The following is an 18,136-nucleotide window of genomic DNA, read 5'->3' on the forward strand; positions in this document are numbered from 1 at the left end:
CAGGATTTTTACCATCCACACTTTCGCTATATAATCATATATATAGCGTCATGATCGTGCTATTTCGCTACAGAATAAGGGAAAATAGCGGTTTTACTTTGATATACATCATCACGGATGCATAGCGTACATCGTCCTTTAGAGGTAGAAGAAAATAGTTTGTATCCTCAATATTGGCAGGTTAATTGCTGTTTCCCCGCAATTTGCGCTACTGTAGCGCGGAAAATCTGACTCCAGGAAACTATAATGCGCAATCGTACGTTGGCTGACCTTGATCGTGTCGTTGCTCTCGGCGGAGGGCATGGACTGGGACGCGTTCTCTCATCACTTTCGTCTTTGGGTTCTCGTTTAACGGGTATCGTGACCACCACGGATAACGGTGGTTCAACGGGGCGTATTCGCCGCTCAGAAGGTGGAATTGCCTGGGGCGATATGCGCAATTGCCTTAACCAGTTGATAACGGAACCCAGCGTCGCTTCCGCAATGTTTGAATATCGTTTCGGCGGTAATGGCGAACTTTCCGGGCACAACCTTGGAAACCTGATGTTGAAGGCACTGGATCACCTTAGCGTGCGGCCTCTTGAAGCGATTAATCTGATTCGCAATCTGTTGAAAGTGGACGCACATTTGATTCCGATGTCGGAGCATCCTGTTGATTTAATGGCGATTGACGATCAGGGGCATGAAGTATACGGCGAGGTCAATATTGACCAGCTCACTGCGCCGATACAGGAGCTACTCTTAACCCCCAACGTACCTGCCACACGTGAAGCGGTGCTGGCGATTAATGAGGCGGATCTGATCATTATTGGGCCAGGGAGTTTTTATACTAGTCTTATGCCCATTCTGCTGCTCAAGGAAATGGCTCAGGCATTACGCCGAACGCCTGCCCCGATGGTGTATATCGGTAATTTGGGGCGAGAATTAAGCCTGCCTGCTGCAAATCTCAAGCTGGAAAATAAGCTGGCGATTATGGAGCAGTATGTTGGTAAAAAAGTGATTGATGCGGTAGTTGTTGGACCGAAAGCTGATGTATCCGCAGTTAACAACAGAATTGTGATTCAGGAAGTACTGGAGGCCAGCGATATTCCTTATCGTCATGACCGCCAGTTGCTGCATAACGCACTGGAAAAGGCATTACAGGCACTAGGTTAAGCGCCTGTGCCGGGGGCAGAAAAATACGACTGTGACTATGGCGTTTTAAATTATAGAAGGCCATAGTCACCTTTTTTTGGCACAACCCCATTGTTAGCAGCTCATTTATCTTTCCACTTTCTGGAATTTAGTTTTGCTTCTTGATGTTTCTTGTGCCATGACTATTCTAATAATGTTATAATCCCCATGCTTTGGGAGCCACCGAATCTAAATATTTATCAATATGATGAGAACGAGTATAATCTGCTATATTTTTTGATAAAATAGCCGTGCAATTTAAACCAGAGCCTAATCCCAGTAGTACCGTTAACCAGTTATCCAGAGCTTCAGATTCAACAATCGAGTTTTCCAGTTCATATGCTTTTAGTAAAAGAGCAGCAGAGTAAATTCTGAGGATTTGCGGAGAATTGTATTCCGTTCCTAAACTTGAAGCTGAAGAATATCTTGCGAACACGACAGCAAAACTTATCAGAAGCATTGCTTGTTCCGTTTTATTTGCATTTTCCATTCTGCAAGCCTTCATTAAATCTTTATAATGGTTTCCCTTAATATTTAAACAAGACTTATACTTCAATAGTTCGCTAACATTCTTTTTTTGTTTTATCTTTTTATTTTTACTTAACATTTCGTAACCCGCACCTTCTATAGATTGCGCCTGCAATGAGTAATTATCTATGAGTTTCATAAGAGGCGCAAAAATTTCATTTAATTTTATTTGTTCATCAATACCATCCATTTTGGTTTGAGAACAACAACTTTGTGATGCAGTGACAAATGGTTCGTATAGATCACCAAGCTGAAGGATTTTGAGATAATTTTTTAATAAAATATTATGTTGTGACCGTTTCCATGGGTAGGAAAACACTGGGAATTCGGTCATCAATACGGTATTAAGATTAATATCTGCAAGCGAGCACACTTGTTCTGGTGCTGCATATAGATAAAAATGGTCCCAGTCCTTATTTTTAATAGTGGTATCCAACATTTTATTTAAGGCATTAGATGAAAGACGCATTGCACGATTATTTTGCTGTGCTGAAAACAATACGTACCAAGCATCATCATGATCTTGTTGTTTACGCCATTCCGAGAAGTCTGGATAATCATTTCCTTCAGTATAAGGTTTAACATCCTTATGTTGTAAATATGTTTTATAAATATTATATGCTTTTTCTGCCAATATATTATTTTTACTTTTTAGTGCCAGGTCAGTCATCATTACATATGCAGTACTAAATGATAACATTAATGTAGGTTGTTCTGTAAAGCGATCTAAATAATAATTAATCCTCTCTTCACTAAGATTAAACAAAAAAGAAGAAGAGATACAGCAATCAACTGTAATTAATGACAAAATAAAGTTATCAAATATATTTATATCATCATTTTGCAATATATCATTTAATCCCTCTGGTGGTCTGTTAGACGTATAGTATTTTGCTAAGCAATTAATTTCTGATACATCCTTTTTTAATTTTGCAAGGTCATAGATACAATTTTTTGTACTCAGTTCGTTGGCGAGGATTTTTTTTATTTCAGGCATTGAATCTTCAGAGATATCTTCAAAGATTTGATAAATTTTCTGGATATGTTCTTTTGCTTTACATATATCAACCCTGATTAAATCTTGTAATGGAGGAGTATCGTCAAAGAAAAATTTCCGCATAGATCCCGTATGCATTTTTATTATTTTCGCTTCACGCAACACTATATTTTTTAAAATACAAGTACTAAAGTCACCTCTCTCTATAGTTGCGTATTCAAAATTTACCCCCGACATATTCGTACCAGCAACATCACAGGAAAATAAAGTGGCATTCTTGAATGAACTATTTTCAAACTGTGCGCCATTCAATATGGCATACTCCATATAACATCCTGAAAAATCTGCACAACCCTTGGCTTCTGTTAGATCTGTCCTTACAAAACTAGCACCGCTCAATTTGCAATCCATGAGTGTTGCTCTCTTCATATTAGCATCATTAAAATTAACGTTAGAAAAATTTGATTCACCGAATTCAGTATCTTCAAAATTGAGCCTCGAAAAATCAAAGCGCCCATTGGGATCCTGCAAAATAATTAGTTGTCGAGTTCTGACTGGTTTATCTCCAATAAAATAAGTTGTTGTCATCACACTGTCTGAAAATTCTATCTTGCACTTAAAAAGCTCATGCATGTGCGGAGGACAAAAATTTTTCAGGGTCAAAAACTCATTACGTTCTTTATTATATTCTTTTTTTCATCGGTAAGGTAAGGTGATAAAAACAATCCATAGCGAGAATGGATATCATTATACATTCTACTTAAAAAATCTTTTTTCGTTTCGAAACCCAAAATGAATCGCAGCACATCAAAAAGCCGCTCCCATTTACTCATATAAAAAGTATGGTCATTGTCAGCAAGAAGCAATTGCTCTGCGCGCTTTTCATCAATTTCAAAAGATGACTGTCGATGATTAACTGATAACATCATGCTGCCTCCATCAGATAAACAATTAATTGCTGCAGTCTTCCTGAATACAGTTTATTTACTATCAAAAATCGCTCATTTCAAATAGGCTTGTTCCCGATTACACAAATAAAAGCATATTATTTATTAACTTTTAAATAATTACACCTATAATTATAACAATTAATATATATGCATTATCATTATATTAAACTTAAGATAATTGAGATAAAGAGTATTGTCGTTAATATAAATTGAGTCCATTGGATAAACTTGACTCATGTTATGTCTTGCGTAGAAGGATCTAAACACACTTAACTTCGAACTTTCATTAACACATTAATTTTGTCCGACTAAATGAGCGATTTTTGATAGAAAAATATCTTTACTTGTTTAAAAAATTACTCAATTTGATAACAAACGATTGAGTAAGTAAGTACCCTCAAAAAGCAACGATTATCTTATTATGCGGCGAATTTAGTACTTTAACATTAAAAGGAAATAATTATGCACCCTAGATTTTTTACATCATGCACTCCCCGTCTTCCGGAAAGATTTCCAGAAAAATGCCCCCCAAAAGTTTTGCATTCATGGTTTGATAATGGCGCAAAAAAATTTAATGAGGAATTTGCACGCTGGAAAGAGCTCGGGCGTGAAAATGATTTCAATAATCAGCTTATAAGTTCATATATAAATAATAATATCAGCACCTACCAGAATATATCAAATGGTTTACATAATAATATTAATACAATACATGATTTATTAATTGAAAACACATCAAGAATGCCGCTTTCGGAAAGTTTAGACACATTATTAGTTATGGGACAGTTATTTGAAAGTGAATATAACAGAATATTCGCAAATATACCTTTGTTTGCAAACCTCTTTAAAGCAGCCCTAATACAATATATAACAAACAATAACACACTACTAATTGAAATATATAAAAACGCTCTAAATAAAATTCATAATAAAGAGGCCATAAGTTTCATTATTCAGAATATTTTTACTCAATCGATAGATGATCCCTGCTTTTACGAACCGTGCAATTTACATTTTTTACTTGATATCGCTAACAATTATGTCTTTTCTTTTAAAAAAGAGATGTTATTATCAGAACCACACTTACAAAACTCATTCCTGGAAATAATCAATCATTTTAATAATGATGAAGACAAAATAAGAGGTATTATTTTATTTATTTCTTATCTTGAAAATCTAGCTATTAAAATCAAGATTAACTTAAAGGATTTCCTGGAGAAGCTAAGATTTTCTAATATAAAAATTAAGATTGAACTCTATACCCATTTATTCAAAGCATTACCTGAAATAAAAGGGAGCGATATTATATCACTATATTTTACTATTGAATCAGCCTATAAAGAAGATATGCCAAAACAATTAACTGAACTATTAAATTTAGTTACAAACATTCCTGACATTGAAGATAAATTTCAATTCATAACTAAATTGGGTCATGCCTACTGCCTCTCCGGAATTAATCTTTCAGATTACTCAACCTTTCTTTTAAAATTATTTCAGGATACTAAAGTAAACAGATTATGTGATTATTATAAGTTAAGAGTTCCTGGTGAACCAGAGTATCAACTTAGAATACCTTTAGATGGGTTGACATTTCAAATGCTTAGTGAACTGTACAGAGTATCGCCAGAAAACGTTTTCATTTTCGATGAACTTTTTCGAGAAATGATTGATTTCAGCACATTCGAAGGACGAGTGAGTTATTACAACACCATACTTTATTTAATAAACCAGAATACCGAAAGCATCAATAAAATAAATCTATTTAGCCATTTGATTAAACGTCTTCCATTATGTAATTTCAAAACTCAAGACTTTGAAACAAGATTAATACTTGCATTGCCTGAGTTAACAATCGAGCATGTGAATAAAACCGTATTAGAATATTTAAACGAGCTTACTGATATGTACAAAAGAAAACCATATTTAATTCTCACTGACCATGATAAATATTTTAGCTTTATCAAATATGCATTTAACAATGGAAATATTAAGATATCAAATGCCTTGATTGACGTCATAGAGAAAATAAATACAGAAAATCCTACTTCCCAGAGAACAAAAAGAAATCTTTCTGTATTAACGCAACCATTCAAAACATGCCAAATTTTATGAATAACGTAAATAAGTAATGAGTTTTAGTTTAGCACATCAACGTACCAGAGCCGCTTGCAACTCTGGTACGCTTCCTTTTTCACCAGTGTAACTGCACTATGCATGTTAACTGCTTTTGAACATAACAAGCGAAACCGAGCATTTTCCCATCTCCAACATCACGAAGCCGCAATGAACAACTCACGTAGCTGATGCAACTGGTCACGAATTTGCGCCGCTTCTTCGAACTCCAGATTTTGCGCGTGTTGCATCATCAGCCCTTCCAGTTCATGGATTTTCTGCTGCAACGCCTTCGGCGACATATCCATCGGCACATTATCCGGCTCAACAATCGGTCGTGATTTTCCTCTGCCCTTCGCTTTGGTTTTGGCAATGTTCTGCCCCAGCGCCAGGATATCGACCACTTTCTTGTTTAATCCTTGTGGCGTAATGCCGTGCTCTTCGTTGTAGCGTTGCTGTTTCTCGCGGCGACGTTCGGTTTCGCCAATCGCTTTCGCCATTGATGGGGTGATCTTATCGCCGTAGAGAATCGCTTTACCGTTAACGTTACGTGCCGCACGACCAATGGTCTGGATCAACGAACGTTCAGAACGCAGGAAGCCTTCTTTGTCGGCGTCGAGGATCGCCACCAGCGAAACTTCCGGCATATCCAGACCTTCGCGCAGTAAGTTGATCCCTACCAGCACGTCGAACTCACCCAGACGCAAGTCGCGGATGATTTCCATGCGCTCGACGGTATCGATATCTGAGTGAAGATAACGCACACGCTCGCCGTGTTCTTCGAGATATTCCGTAAGATCTTCCGCCATCCGCTTAGTCAATGTTGTGACCAGTACACGCTCGTTAATTGCCGCTCGCTGGCGAATCTCCGAAAGAAGATCATCAACCTGTGTTGCCACCGGTCGCACTTCGATAATCGGGTCAAGCAATCCGGTTGGACGTACGACCTGATCCACCACATCACCACCGGATTTTTCCAGCTCGTAATTACCCGGCGTCGCCGAAACATAGATGGTTTGTGGCGCTAATGCTTCGAACTCTTCAAACTTCAGCGGACGGTTATCCAGCGCTGATGGTAGGCGGAAACCGTACTCCACCAGCGTCTCTTTACGCGCCCGGTCACCGCGATACATGCCGCCAATTTGTGGAATGGTGACGTGAGATTCATCGACGACCAGCAACCCATCGGCAGGCAGGTAATCAAACAGCGTCGGCGGTGGCTCACCTGGTCCACGGCCGGAGAGGAAGCGTGAGTAGTTTTCAATGCCCGAGCAATATCCCAGTTCGTTCATCATCTCCAGGTCAAACTGGGTTCGCTGAGTCAGCCGCTGCTCTTCCAGAAGTTTGTTGTTCTCTAACAGCACTTTGCGTCTGGCGGCCAGTTCTTCTTTGATCTCTTCCATCGCCTGTACGATGCGCTCGCGCGGCGTGACGTAGTGCGTTTTCGGGTAGATGGTAAAACGTGGAATAGTAGAAACAATCTGCCCGGTTAGCGGGTCAAATAACGACAATCGTTCAACTTCCTCATCAAACAGCTCCACGCGAAGTGCAATGTCATCCGATTCTGCCGGGAAGATATCAATCACCTCGCCACGAACGCGGAAAGTGCCACGCTGGAAGGCTTGATCATTCCGGGTGTATTGCAGCTCCGCCAGTCGACGCAGGATCGCGCGCTGATCGATAATCATACCGACCGTAAGATGGAGCATCATCTTGAGATATAAATCAGGATCGCCCAGACCATAAATCGCGGAAACCGATGCCACCACAACCACATCACGCCGCTCCAGCATCGCTTTGGTGGCGGACAAACGCATCTGCTCGATATGTTCGTTTACCGAGGCATCTTTCTCAATGAAGGTGTCGGAACTCGGTACATAGGCTTCCGGCTGATAATAGTCGTAGTAGGAGACGAAATATTCCACCGCGTTTTCCGGGAAGAACTCTTTCATTTCGCCGTACAGCTGGGCCGCCAGCGTTTTGTTGGGCGCCAGTACCATGGTTGGGCGCTGAAGGTCAGCAATGACATTGGCAATGGTGAAGGTTTTCCCGGAGCCAGTTACACCGAGTAACGTCTGGTGCGCCAGGCCATCTTCCAGCCCCTCTTCGAGACGTCGAATCGCCTCTGGCTGATCGCCAGAAGGTTTAAAAGCGGAATTCAGTTTGAACGGTTTACTCATGAGTCGCTACCTGAAGGAGTTGGGCGGGCAGGTATGTAATTTTACTCGTCGTACTTAATTATGCCAACAAATTATACTGGATAAAAAAACAGTTTCTCACCATAATATTTCTGTTACAACGTAAACTCAGCTGTCAATCATGAGCAAAATTTACTCTGTGGCGAGATAAAACTCCGGCCTTACGGGGTTATCCCCAAAGCAACGGCTTTTTTAACATTTGTCAAGATGAGTGATGACAGTTTTATGGCAAGAGATGCCTCTTCAGTGACTGCCATTGCAATTATCTAACCAGTTAAAAAATAAAAGATATTTCTTTGAGCCGTCTTTAACGCCAATTCGCGTGCAAGCCGCGTATTCTCTCGCTTGCCTCGTGTTTTCTAACTCTAATACACATGGTTATCCACAGGAATAGTGGATAACTGTCTGCAGCCCCTATCCCCCGCCGCCTGGGCAATTCCCACATTCACCGCATGATGCGGAAGTAAAATTTTTTTCGTGATTATTTTAGAATTTAATTGGTTAAATTGCAGTCAACCGAAGACGCGATCTCGCTCGCAATTTAACCAAATACAGGATGACTACAACAAGGCAAGATTTATGTACTTTCCGGTTGCCGCATTTTCTGGATTTTCTGCAAGCCAGGGAATTTCACCCAGCAGCGGCGCGGGAAGCATGCGGGTGAGCGTGGTCATATATTCAGCGTGACGTTTTCCAGGAGGCGTGACATTATTCGCCACCCAACCCGCCAGAGTCAGTCCGGCGTGTTGTATTGCCTGTGCCGTCAACATCGCGTGATTAATACAGCCGAGTTTCACACCAACTACCAGTATCACCGGCAGTTGTTCCTGTGTTACCCAATCCGCAAAAGTGAAAGTGTCAGAAAGCGGCGTAAACCAGCCGCCAGCACCTTCCACTAACACCCAGTCAGCCTGTTGTTCAAGCGCGCGTAATCCGTCGCTCATTACCAATGATTCTATCGGCCTGCCCTCTTGCGCGCTGATGATGTGCGGTGAAGTGGGTTCTGCGAAGGTGTAAGGATTTACCGTTGCGTAATCCAGCTGCAGGCTGCTGTTGTGCTGTAACGCCAGCGCGTCACTATTACGTAAGCCTTCCGGGGTCTTTTCGCTGCCAGAGGCGACAGGTTTATAACCTGCCGTCCGATAACCTGCTGCCTTCGCGGCTTGTAAAAGTGCACAACTGGCGACAGTTTTCCCCACTTCGGTATCCGTTCCGGTGACAAAATAACGTTTACTCACGAGCAATCACTCCCAAAAAAAGATGATACGTCAGAGGATATCGCCCCTGTTGTTGCGGCCAGGCCAGTTGCAATCGCTGCAACTGCGAACGCGTTAATATTCGTGGGTAGCGCCCTTCATGAAGATGCGTTGCACCGATGCCTTTCAGCGAACGCATGGCACTGAGCGCATCATCAAACCAAAGCGTGATGGGCAGAATATGGTGTTGATAATTAACGCCGTTCAGCGACTGTTCGATTTCATCTGGCGGTAAAAAGCGATTAGCATGCGGGCGCTCGTCCACCGCCTGCCACGCCTGATGCAGTTCGGGGAGCGATCCCTGCACCAGCGTGGTAAACGCGACCACGCCTCCGGGGCGCACCACGCGATACAGCTCGCGAAGTGCCGTGGATAAATTACCGCACCACTGCACCGCGAGATTGCTCCATGCAAGATCGAAGGTTGCAGTCGCTAACGGCAGGGATTCGATATCTCCCGCCAGATAATGGTCTGCGGCATCCTTCTGGCGTGCCTGAACAAGCATTGGCGGCGAGAGATCTAACGCTGTCACCTGCGCGTGACGTTCCCGCCAGTGGCGACTCATCCAGCCAGGTCCACAACCCGCATCCAGTACGTGGGTGTATTTACGCTGTGGGAGCATTGCCAGTAAGACGTCAGCACTCTGGCGCTGTAGATCCGCATGTTGCTCATAATGTGCGGCTGCCCGACCAAATGCCGCAGCAATGGCTTGTTTATTAACCGTTGCCATGCAGCACCTCCAGCAGACGGTCGATATCCTGCATTTCATGCGCGGCGGTTAGCGTTAAGCGCAGTCGCGCAGTACCAGCGGGTACGGTTGGCGGGCGAATCGCCGTGACCCAGCAGCCTTGCTGGCGCAGTTTTTCTGCCAGTTGTAACGCACGGCTGTTATCACCGACAATCAATGGCTGGATGGCGCTGTATGAATCAGCAAGCGTAAACGGCAAATCCTGTACTCCGGCACGAAAACGCGTAATGAGTGCCGCCAGTTTTTCGCGCCGTGCATCACCCTCATCACTGCGAATGACCGCCAGCGACGCACGTAATGCCTGCGCCTGAGCGGGCGGCATACTGGTGCTGTAAATAAGATGGCGGGCAAATTGCAGTAGATAATCCGCCACCGTATCGGAGCAAAGCACCGCTGCCCCGCTGACGCCAAATCCTTTGCCAAAAGTCACCACCAGCAATTCTGGTTTTACCTGCTGTTGCCAGCAGCTACCGCGCCCCTGTTCACCGATAACACCCGTGCCGTGGGCATCATCGACCATCAACCAGCCATTGTGCTGTTGCGTTACCTGCTGGATTTCCACCAGTGGCGCACTATCGCCGTCCATGCTGAACACGCCTTCTGTCACCACCAGTTGCTGCCCCGGACAGGGGGAAGCAAGCAGTCGCGCCAGATGAGCGACATCGTTATGGGTAAAACGGCGAAGCTGCGACGGGCTTAAACTGGCAGCTTCCAGCAATGAGGCGTGACTCAGCCGATCGGCAACAATACGGTCCTCTTTCGCCGTCATCGCGGTAATGACTGCCTGGTTAGCGGCAAAACCAGAGATAAACAGCAGCGCCCGCGAATAGCCCAGCCACTCGGCCAGTTCTTCTTCCAGCGCCTGATGCGCCACGCTATAACCGCTGACGTGACCGGAACCGCCGCTACCGACGCCAAATTGCTCCGCACCCTGCTTCCATGCACGGATGATGTGCGGATGATGACTTAAACCTAAATAATCGTTACTGGAAAAGTTCAGATACTGGCATTCATCCGCCACCAGCCAGCGTCCGGCCCCTTGCGCCACCGGATAACGGCGACGCAGGGCATCGGCAGCACGCCGCGCATCGAGCGCCGCGTTGATTTTCTCCTGCCAGCTCATAGTGCTGCCGCGTTGTAATATTCGTCAGTGTCCGGGGTCATCAGCGCCTGTTCAAGACGTTGCTGTTGTTCGTTATCGCCCGCCAGCACTGCGGTTTGCTGCGGATTTAACCCCAGTTTGCGGAACAGTTGCAGGTCTTTATCTTCTTCCGGATTCGGCGTGGTCAGCAATTTGCAACCGTAGAAAATCGAGTTTGCGCCAGCCATAAAGCACATCGCCTGAGTCTGTTCGTTCATCTGCTCGCGTCCGGCAGAAAGGCGCACGTAAGAGGTCGGCATCATGATCCGCGCGACTGCAATAGTGCGAATAAAATCAAAGGCATCGACATCATCGTTATCCGCCAGCGGCGTGCCTTTCACCTTCACCAGCATGTTGATTGGTACGCTTTCCGGCGGCGTCGGCAGGTTTGCCAGTTGTAGCAATAATCCGGCGCGATCTTTGACCGTTTCGCCTAAGCCAACAATGCCACCTGAACAGACTTTGATCCCGGCATCGCGCACTTTTTCCAGCGTATCGAGACGTTCCTGATAAGTGCGTGTTGTGATGATATTGCCGTAAAACTCCGGCGAGGTGTCGAGGTTGTGGTTGTAATAATCCAGCCCGGCATTCGCGAGGCGCTGCGCCTGAGATTCGCTCAACGTGCCCAGCGTCATACACGCCTCCAGGCCCATCGCTTTTACCCCCTGCACCATCTGTTCCAGGTACGGCATATCGCGTTCGTGAGGATTCTTCCACGCCGCGCCCATGCAAAAACGCGTCGATCCCGCTGCTTTCGCTTTGCGCGCCGACTCCAATACCTGTTCAACTTCCATCAACCGCTCAGCTTCCAGTCCGGTTTTATAACGCGAGCTTTGCGGGCAGTATTTGCAATCTTCCGGACAAGCTCCGGTTTTAATCGACAGCAAAGTGCTGACCTGGACCTGACGAGGATCGAAATGCTGACGATGCACCTGCTGCGCTTCAAACAGCAGATCCAACAACGGTTTTTCAAATAATTCTGTGACTTGCGACAAAGTCCAGCGTGGGCGGTGAGCCATGGGGCTTCTCCAAAACATGTTTTTTGTTGTTAATTCGGTGTAGACTTGTAAACCTAAATCTTTTCAATTTGGTTTACAAGTCGATTATGACAACGGACGATCTTGCCTTTGACCAACGCCATATCTGGCACCCATACACATCCATGACCTCCCCGCTACCGGTTTATCCGGTGGCGAGCGCCGAAGGTTGCGAGCTGATTTTGTCTGACGGCAGACGCCTGATTGACGGTATGTCGTCCTGGTGGGCGGCAATCCACGGCTACAACCACCCGCAGCTCAATGCGGTAATGAAGTCGCAAATTGATGCCATGTCGCATGTGATGTTTGGCGGTATCACCCATGCGCCCGCCATCGAGCTGTGCCGCAAACTGGTGGCAATGACGCCGCAACCGCTGGAGTGCGTTTTTCTCGCGGACTCTGGTTCCGTAGCGGTGGAAGTGGCGATGAAAATGGCGTTGCAGTACTGGCAAGCCAAAGGCGAAGCGCGCCAGCGTTTTCTGACCTTCCGCAATGGTTATCATGGCGATACCTTTGGCGCGATGTCGGTGTGCGATCCAGACAACTCAATGCACAGCCTGTGGAAAGGCTATCTGCCAGAAAACCTGTTTGCTCCCGCGCCGCAAAGCCGCATGGATGGCGAATGGGATGAACGCGATATGGTGGGCTTCGCACGTCTGATGGCGGCGCATCGTCATGAAATCGCGGCGGTGATCATTGAACCGATTGTTCAGGGCGCTGGCGGAATGCGCATGTACCATCCGGAATGGTTAAAACGAATCCGCAAAATGTGCGATCGTGAAGGTATCTTGCTGATTGCTGACGAGATAGCCACCGGTTTTGGTCGTACCGGCAAACTGTTTGCCTGCGAACATGCGGGGATCGCGCCGGACATTTTGTGCCTCGGTAAAGCCTTAACCGGCGGTACGATGACCCTTTCCGCCACGCTCACTACACGCGAGGTGGCTGAAACTATCAGCAACGGCGAAGCCGGATGCTTTATGCACGGGCCAACCTTTATGGGCAATCCACTGGCCTGCGCGGCAGCAAACGCCAGCCTGGCCATTATCGAATCTGGCGACTGGCAGCAGCAGGTAGCGACTATTGAAGTACAACTGCGCGAGCAACTGGCTCCTGCCCGTGACGCCGAAATGGTTGCCGATGTGCGCGTGCTGGGAGCGATTGGCGTGGTCGAAACCACTCGTCCGGTGAATATGGCGGCGCTGCAAAAATTCTTTGTCGAACAGGGTGTCTGGATCCGGCCTTTTGGCAAACTGATTTACCTGATGCCGCCCTATATTATTAGCCCGCAACAGTTGCTGCGCCTGACCACAGCGGTTGACCGCGCGGTACAGGATGAAACATTTTTTTGCCAATAACGGGAAGTCAGCGTGAGGGTTTCTGGCTACACTTTCTGCAAACTAGAAAGGAGGGTTCATGAAACTCATCAGTAATGATTTACGCGATGGCGATAAATTGCCGCATCGTCATGTCTTTAACGGCATGGGTTACGATGGCGATAATATTTCACCGCATCTGGCGTGGGATGATGTTCCTGCGGGAACGAAAAGTTTTGTTGTCACCTGCTACGACCCGGATGCGCCAACCGGCTCCGGCTGGTGGCACTGGGTAGTTGTTAATTTACCCGCTGATACCCGCGTATTACCGCAAGGGTTTGGATCTGGTCTGGTAGCAATGCCAGACGGCGTTTTGCAGACGCGTACCGACTTTGGTAAAACCGGGTACGATGGTGCAGCGCCGCCGAAAGGCGAAACCCATCGCTACATTTTTACCGTTCACGCGCTGGATGTAGAACGTATTGATGTCGATGAAGGTGCCAGCGGCGCGATGGTCGGGTTTAACGTTCATTTCCACTCTCTGGCAAGCGCCTCGATTACTGCGATGTTTAGTTAATCACTCTGCCAGATGGCGCAATGCCATCTGGTATCACTTAAAGGTATTAAAAACAACTTTTTGTCTTTTTACCTTCCCGTTTCGCTCAAGTTAGTATAAAAAAGCAGGCTTCAACGGATTCATTTTTCTATTTCATAGCCCGGAGCAACCTGTGAACACATTTTCAGTTTCCCGTCTGGCGCTGGCATTGGCTTTTGGCGTGACGCTGACCGCCTGTAGCTCAACACCGCCCGATCAACGTCCTTCTGATCAAACCGCGCCTGGCACCTCTTCTCGCCCGATTCTGTCGGCAAAAGAAGCGCAGAATTTCGATGCTCAACACTATTTTGCGTCCCTGACGCCAGGTGCTGCAGCGTGGAATCCTTCCCCGATTACCCTGCCTGCGCAACCTGACTTTGTTGTCGGCCCGGCGGGTACTCCAGGTGTAACGCATACCACGATTCAGGCGGCGGTAGATGCGGCAATTATCAAGCGCACCAATAAGCGCCAGTATATTGCCGTGATGCCTGGTGAATATCAGGGAACGGTGTATGTCCCTGCCGCTCCGGGTGGAATTACTCTGTACGGTACAGGTGAAAAACCGATTGATGTGAAGATTGGGCTTTCCCTTGATGGGGGCATGAGTCCTGCCGACTGGCGTCACGACGTCAACCCGCGCGGCAAATATATGCCAGGTAAACCAGCGTGGTATATGTACGATAGCTGCCAGAGCAAACGCAGCGACAGTATCGGCGTTCTCTGCTCTGCGGTCTTCTGGTCACAAAACAATGGCCTGCAACTGCAAAACCTGACCATCGAAAACACGCTGGGTGATAGCGTAGATGCGGGTAACCATCCGGCGGTGGCACTGCGTACTGATGGCGACAAAGTGCAGATCAATAACGTCAACATTCTCGGTCGTCAGAATACATTCTTTGTCACCAACAGTGGTGTGCAAAACCGTCTGGAAACCAACCGTCAGCCGCGTACTCTGGTGACGAATAGCTATATTGAAGGGGATGTGGATATCGTTTCTGGTCGCGGCGCAGTGGTGTTCGATAATACCGAATTCCGCGTGGTGAACTCACGTACTCAGCAAGAAGCGTATGTGTTTGCACCGGCTACGCTGTCTAACATCTATTACGGTTTCCTCGCCGTAAACAGCCGCTTCAATGCTTCCGGTGATGGCGTGGCGCAACTGGGCCGCTCGCTGGATGTTGATGACAATACCAACGGTCAGGTGGTGATCCGTGATAGCGCCATCAACGAAGGTTTTAACACGGCGAAACCGTGGGCCGATGCGGTGATTTCCAATCGTCCATTTGCGGGTAATACCGGCAGCGTTGATGATAATGACGAAGTACAGCGTAATCTGAATGACACTAACTACAACCGCATGTGGGAATACAATAACCGCGGCGTGGGTAGCAAAGTGGTTGCAGAGGCGAAGAAGTAAAAGCGATTAACTTTTTGCCGGATGCGGCGTAAACGCCTTATCCGGCCTATAGTTCGATGCGATTCGTAGGTCAGATAAGATACGTCAGCATCGCATCCGACAATAAGTGCCGGATGCGGCGTAAACGCCTTATCCGGTCTACGGTTCGATGCGATTCGTAGGTCGGATAAGATGCGTCAGCATCGCATCCGACAATAAGTGCCGGATGCGACCTACATTCACATGGCTCTTTTTACATCTGACGGTTTTTATTGAAGTTAATCAAACTACCCGCCTTGATAATCTCGCGCTCTTCAGCAGTCAGACTTTCCATATAGAGCGTAATCTCTGTTACCGGCGCATCTTCATGGATCACATAACCTTTAAACGTCGTCCCCGGATTATCCAGCGCCGCTTTAATGCCAGGGATGTAAATGTAATCGCCCACTTCAAAGTTCGGTGCTTCCGCCATTTGCAGCGGTAACATCCCCCAGTTGATGACGTTAGAACGGTAGCGTTTAGTCGCGTATTCCTCGGCAATATTCGCCAGACCGCCAATCACACGCTGGCAGCTCGCCGCCTGCTCACGCGCAGAACCATCGCCTGGTTTCACCGCATAGACCATGCTGCCAATTTCAGTTTGCAGCGGATCAATATGCTCCTGACCAGCAATCTGCTTAATGCGCGCAAACACCTCTGTCAGCTCGCTGACATTGCCCGCCAGACGCTGATTTTCCAGCTCGGCAGTCGCTTTACTTCTGCCAACATAGCCCGGATCACGGCGTGACAGGGTAAACTCCGCCAAACCAATCGGATTTGAACGATAAGAAGAGGTTTCACCGGAAGGAATCAATTCGTCGGTGGTGGTCACTTCGTCGAGGATCTTCGAGCACACTTTGAGGACGATATTGTCAGTCAGCGCCCCCAATTCCGGCCAGTCTTTGATGTTCGGTCCGTAGATCAGCGATTGCTGGGTCGCCCCTTTCACAAAGCCCTGATAGACGCGATTTTTATACGGCGTGACATCGAAGGCATACTCCGGCACGATGTCCCAGCAGTCCAATTCACTTGCAGAGGTTAAATAACCACCGTTTGCGGCTGTTGCAGCGATAGAACGAGCGTCCATCAACGCCACCGCTGACATCTGCCCATTGGCTGGCTTAGAGCCTTCGCGGTTCGGGAAGTTACGCGTGGTGTGGCGAATACTCAAACCGTTGTTGATTGGCGTATCGCCCGCGCCAAAGCATGGGCCGCAGAACGCGGTTCTGATGATTGCGCCTGCGCCAATCAAATCTGCTACCACGCCTTTTTTGGCTAAATCCATAAACACCGGCTGTGATGACGGATAAACCGCCAGCGAGAAGGTGTCATTGCCACAGGATTGACCGCGCAGTGCATTCGCCGCCGCGATGACGTTTTCGTAGTTACCGCCAGAACAGCCCGCGATAATCCCCTGCTGCACTTTCAGGCGACCATTTTCCACTTTATCCAGCAGCGAGAGTTTGGCTTTCCCGTGCGCCACGCGCTCGGACTCAATTTCAATCTCACGCAGAATGTCAGTCAGGTTCTGGTTCAGCATGTCGATTTCATACACGTTGCTCGGGTGGAACGGCAGCGCAATCATTGGTTTGATGGCACTCAAATCAACGCTGATGCAGCCATCGTAGTACGCCATCGGTTGAGGGTTAAGCTGACAATAATCCTGGCCGCGACCGTGCAGCGCCAGCCAGTTATGAACTTCTTCATCAGTTTGCCAGACAGAACTTAAACAGGTCGTTTCAGTGGTCATCACGTCAACGCTGTTACGGAAATCGGTAGAGAGCGCTGCAACACCGGGCCCCACGAATTCCATCACTTTGTTTTTGACGTAGCCGTTTTTGAACACGGCACCAATGATAGCCAGCGCCACATCCTGCGGCCCCACATACGGCGCAGGTTTTCCGGTCAAATGCACCGCAACAACTCCCGGATAGTCGATATCCCAGGTGTCATTAAGCAGCTGTTTTACCAACTCACCGCCACCCTCACCGACTGCCATTGTCCCTAATGCACCGTAACGGGTGTGGCTGTCTGACCCGAGGATCATTTTGCCGCCTCCTGCCATCATCTCACGCATATATTGATGGATGACCGCAATATGCGGAGGCACAAAAATACCGCCATAACGCTGCGCTGCCGATAAACCAAAAACATGGTCATCACCGTTAATGGTGCCGCCGACGGCACAGAGTGAGTTATGGCAGTTGGTCAGCACATACGGCAGCGGGAAACGTTCCATACCGGACGCTTTAGCGGTCTGTACAATACCAACAAAGGTAATATCGTGAGAGGCTAATGAATCAAACTTAATTTTAAGTTTATCCATATTTCCGGACGTATTATGAGAAGAGAGAATAGACCAGGCAATAGTGCCTTTTTTTGCTTCTTCTTTTTTAATTTCGCCGGTGAAATGTTCTTCGGCAATTATTTCGTTATTACTGGCGAGAAAAACGCCTTTTTCAGATAACTTGATCATCAAATGCTCCAGATATCTGCGCACCGTTAAGTGCGCAGAAAGATAATAAATGGATATACTCTAAATAATTCGAGTTGCAGGAAAGCGACAAGCGAGTGAATCCCCAGTCACTTACATAAGTAAGTGACTGGGGTGAGCGAACGCAGACGCAGCACATGCAACTTGAAGTAT

The 18,136-nt window shown here is 46.9% G+C and carries 13 protein-coding genes; 5 read left to right on the forward strand and 8 right to left on the reverse strand.

Going from position 1 to position 18,136, the window contains the following annotated elements; translation table 11 throughout:
* The first annotated feature begins 246 nt into the window (after positions 1 to 246).
* Positions 247 to 1,155, forward strand: a complete 909-nt coding sequence (gene yvcK, locus AACU19_RS09190; RefSeq protein ID WP_001246025.1) for a uridine diphosphate-N-acetylglucosamine-binding protein YvcK — start codon at positions 247 to 249, stop codon at positions 1,153 to 1,155.
* Between the two features lie 175 nt (positions 1,156 to 1,330).
* Here yvcK and AACU19_RS09195 read toward each other — a convergent pair whose 3' ends face one another.
* Together AACU19_RS09195 and AACU19_RS09200 are read right to left on the reverse strand one after the other, a co-directional pair.
* On the reverse strand, positions 1,331 to 3,286 hold the full coding sequence (locus AACU19_RS09195; protein ID WP_241957761.1) for a pentapeptide repeat-containing protein: 1,956 nt from the start codon (positions 3,284 to 3,286) through the stop codon (positions 1,331 to 1,333).
* 71 nt (positions 3,287 to 3,357) lie between these two features.
* Entirely contained in the window at positions 3,358 to 3,627 is a 270-nt protein-coding gene (locus tag AACU19_RS09200; protein ID WP_241957762.1) for a hypothetical protein, read from the reverse strand.
* Positions 3,628 to 4,110: 483 nt separating this feature from the next.
* Here AACU19_RS09200 and AACU19_RS09205 point away from each other — a divergent pair, with 483 nt between their 5' ends.
* A complete protein-coding gene (locus tag AACU19_RS09205; RefSeq protein WP_039021611.1) occupies positions 4,111 to 5,763 on the forward strand; it encodes a hypothetical protein in 1,653 nt (550 codons plus the stop codon).
* 158 nt (positions 5,764 to 5,921) lie between these two features.
* On the opposite strand, the gene uvrB is transcribed toward AACU19_RS09205, so the two are convergent.
* The 5 genes from uvrB to bioB form a co-directional block, all read right to left on the reverse strand.
* Positions 5,922 to 7,943: an excinuclease ABC subunit UvrB gene (uvrB, locus tag AACU19_RS09210; RefSeq protein ID WP_000042543.1), complete on the reverse strand. Its 2,022-nt coding sequence runs from the start codon at positions 7,941 to 7,943 to the stop codon at positions 5,922 to 5,924.
* 578 nt (positions 7,944 to 8,521) lie between these two features.
* Positions 8,522 to 9,199, reverse strand: a complete 678-nt coding sequence (bioD, locus tag AACU19_RS09215; RefSeq protein ID WP_105278133.1) for a dethiobiotin synthase — start codon at positions 9,197 to 9,199, stop codon at positions 8,522 to 8,524.
* Positions 9,192 to 9,947, reverse strand: coding sequence for a malonyl-ACP O-methyltransferase BioC (gene bioC, locus AACU19_RS09220; RefSeq protein WP_000246779.1), 756 nt, complete (start codon positions 9,945 to 9,947; stop codon positions 9,192 to 9,194). Before bioC ends, bioD begins: the two co-directional genes overlap by 8 nt.
* On the reverse strand, positions 9,934 to 11,088 hold the full coding sequence (bioF, locus tag AACU19_RS09225; RefSeq protein WP_105278134.1) for an 8-amino-7-oxononanoate synthase: 1,155 nt from the start codon (positions 11,086 to 11,088) through the stop codon (positions 9,934 to 9,936). The genes bioC and bioF overlap by 14 nt, the downstream gene beginning before the upstream one ends.
* Positions 11,085 to 12,125 (reverse strand): biotin synthase BioB, encoded by a 1,041-nt coding sequence (bioB, locus tag AACU19_RS09230; protein ID WP_000951213.1) that lies wholly within the window; start codon positions 12,123 to 12,125, stop codon positions 11,085 to 11,087. The genes bioF and bioB overlap by 4 nt, the downstream gene beginning before the upstream one ends.
* A gap of 86 nt (positions 12,126 to 12,211) precedes the next feature.
* Here bioB and bioA point away from each other — a divergent pair, with 86 nt between their 5' ends.
* The 3 genes from bioA (at position 12,212) to AACU19_RS09245 (ending at position 15,471) form a co-directional block, all read left to right on the forward strand.
* The gene (bioA, locus tag AACU19_RS09235) at positions 12,212 to 13,501 is read left to right on the forward strand and encodes an adenosylmethionine--8-amino-7-oxononanoate transaminase (protein ID WP_105278135.1); all 1,290 of its coding nucleotides are present in this window, start codon (positions 12,212 to 12,214) and stop codon (positions 13,499 to 13,501) included.
* 58 nt (positions 13,502 to 13,559) lie between these two features.
* Complete coding sequence (locus tag AACU19_RS09240) at positions 13,560 to 14,036, forward strand: kinase inhibitor (RefSeq protein WP_000767391.1); 477 nt, start codon at positions 13,560 to 13,562, stop codon at positions 14,034 to 14,036.
* A 151-nt stretch (positions 14,037 to 14,187) separates the two neighbouring features.
* Positions 14,188 to 15,471 carry a putative acyl-CoA thioester hydrolase gene (locus tag AACU19_RS09245; RefSeq protein WP_105278136.1) on the forward strand — a complete coding sequence of 428 codons (1,284 nt, stop codon included), beginning with the start codon at positions 14,188 to 14,190 and terminating at the stop codon, positions 15,469 to 15,471.
* 232 nt (positions 15,472 to 15,703) lie between these two features.
* Here the strand turns inward: AACU19_RS09245 and AACU19_RS09250 are convergent, their stop codons facing one another.
* Entirely contained in the window at positions 15,704 to 17,965 is a 2,262-nt protein-coding gene (locus AACU19_RS09250; protein WP_105278137.1) for a hydratase, read from the reverse strand.
* Positions 17,966 to 18,136 lie beyond the last annotated feature (171 nt).

Source organism: Escherichia sp. MOD1-EC4550, from assembly GCF_963876935.1.
GTDB classification, from domain to species: Bacteria; Pseudomonadota; Gammaproteobacteria; order Enterobacterales; family Enterobacteriaceae; genus Escherichia; species Escherichia coli_F.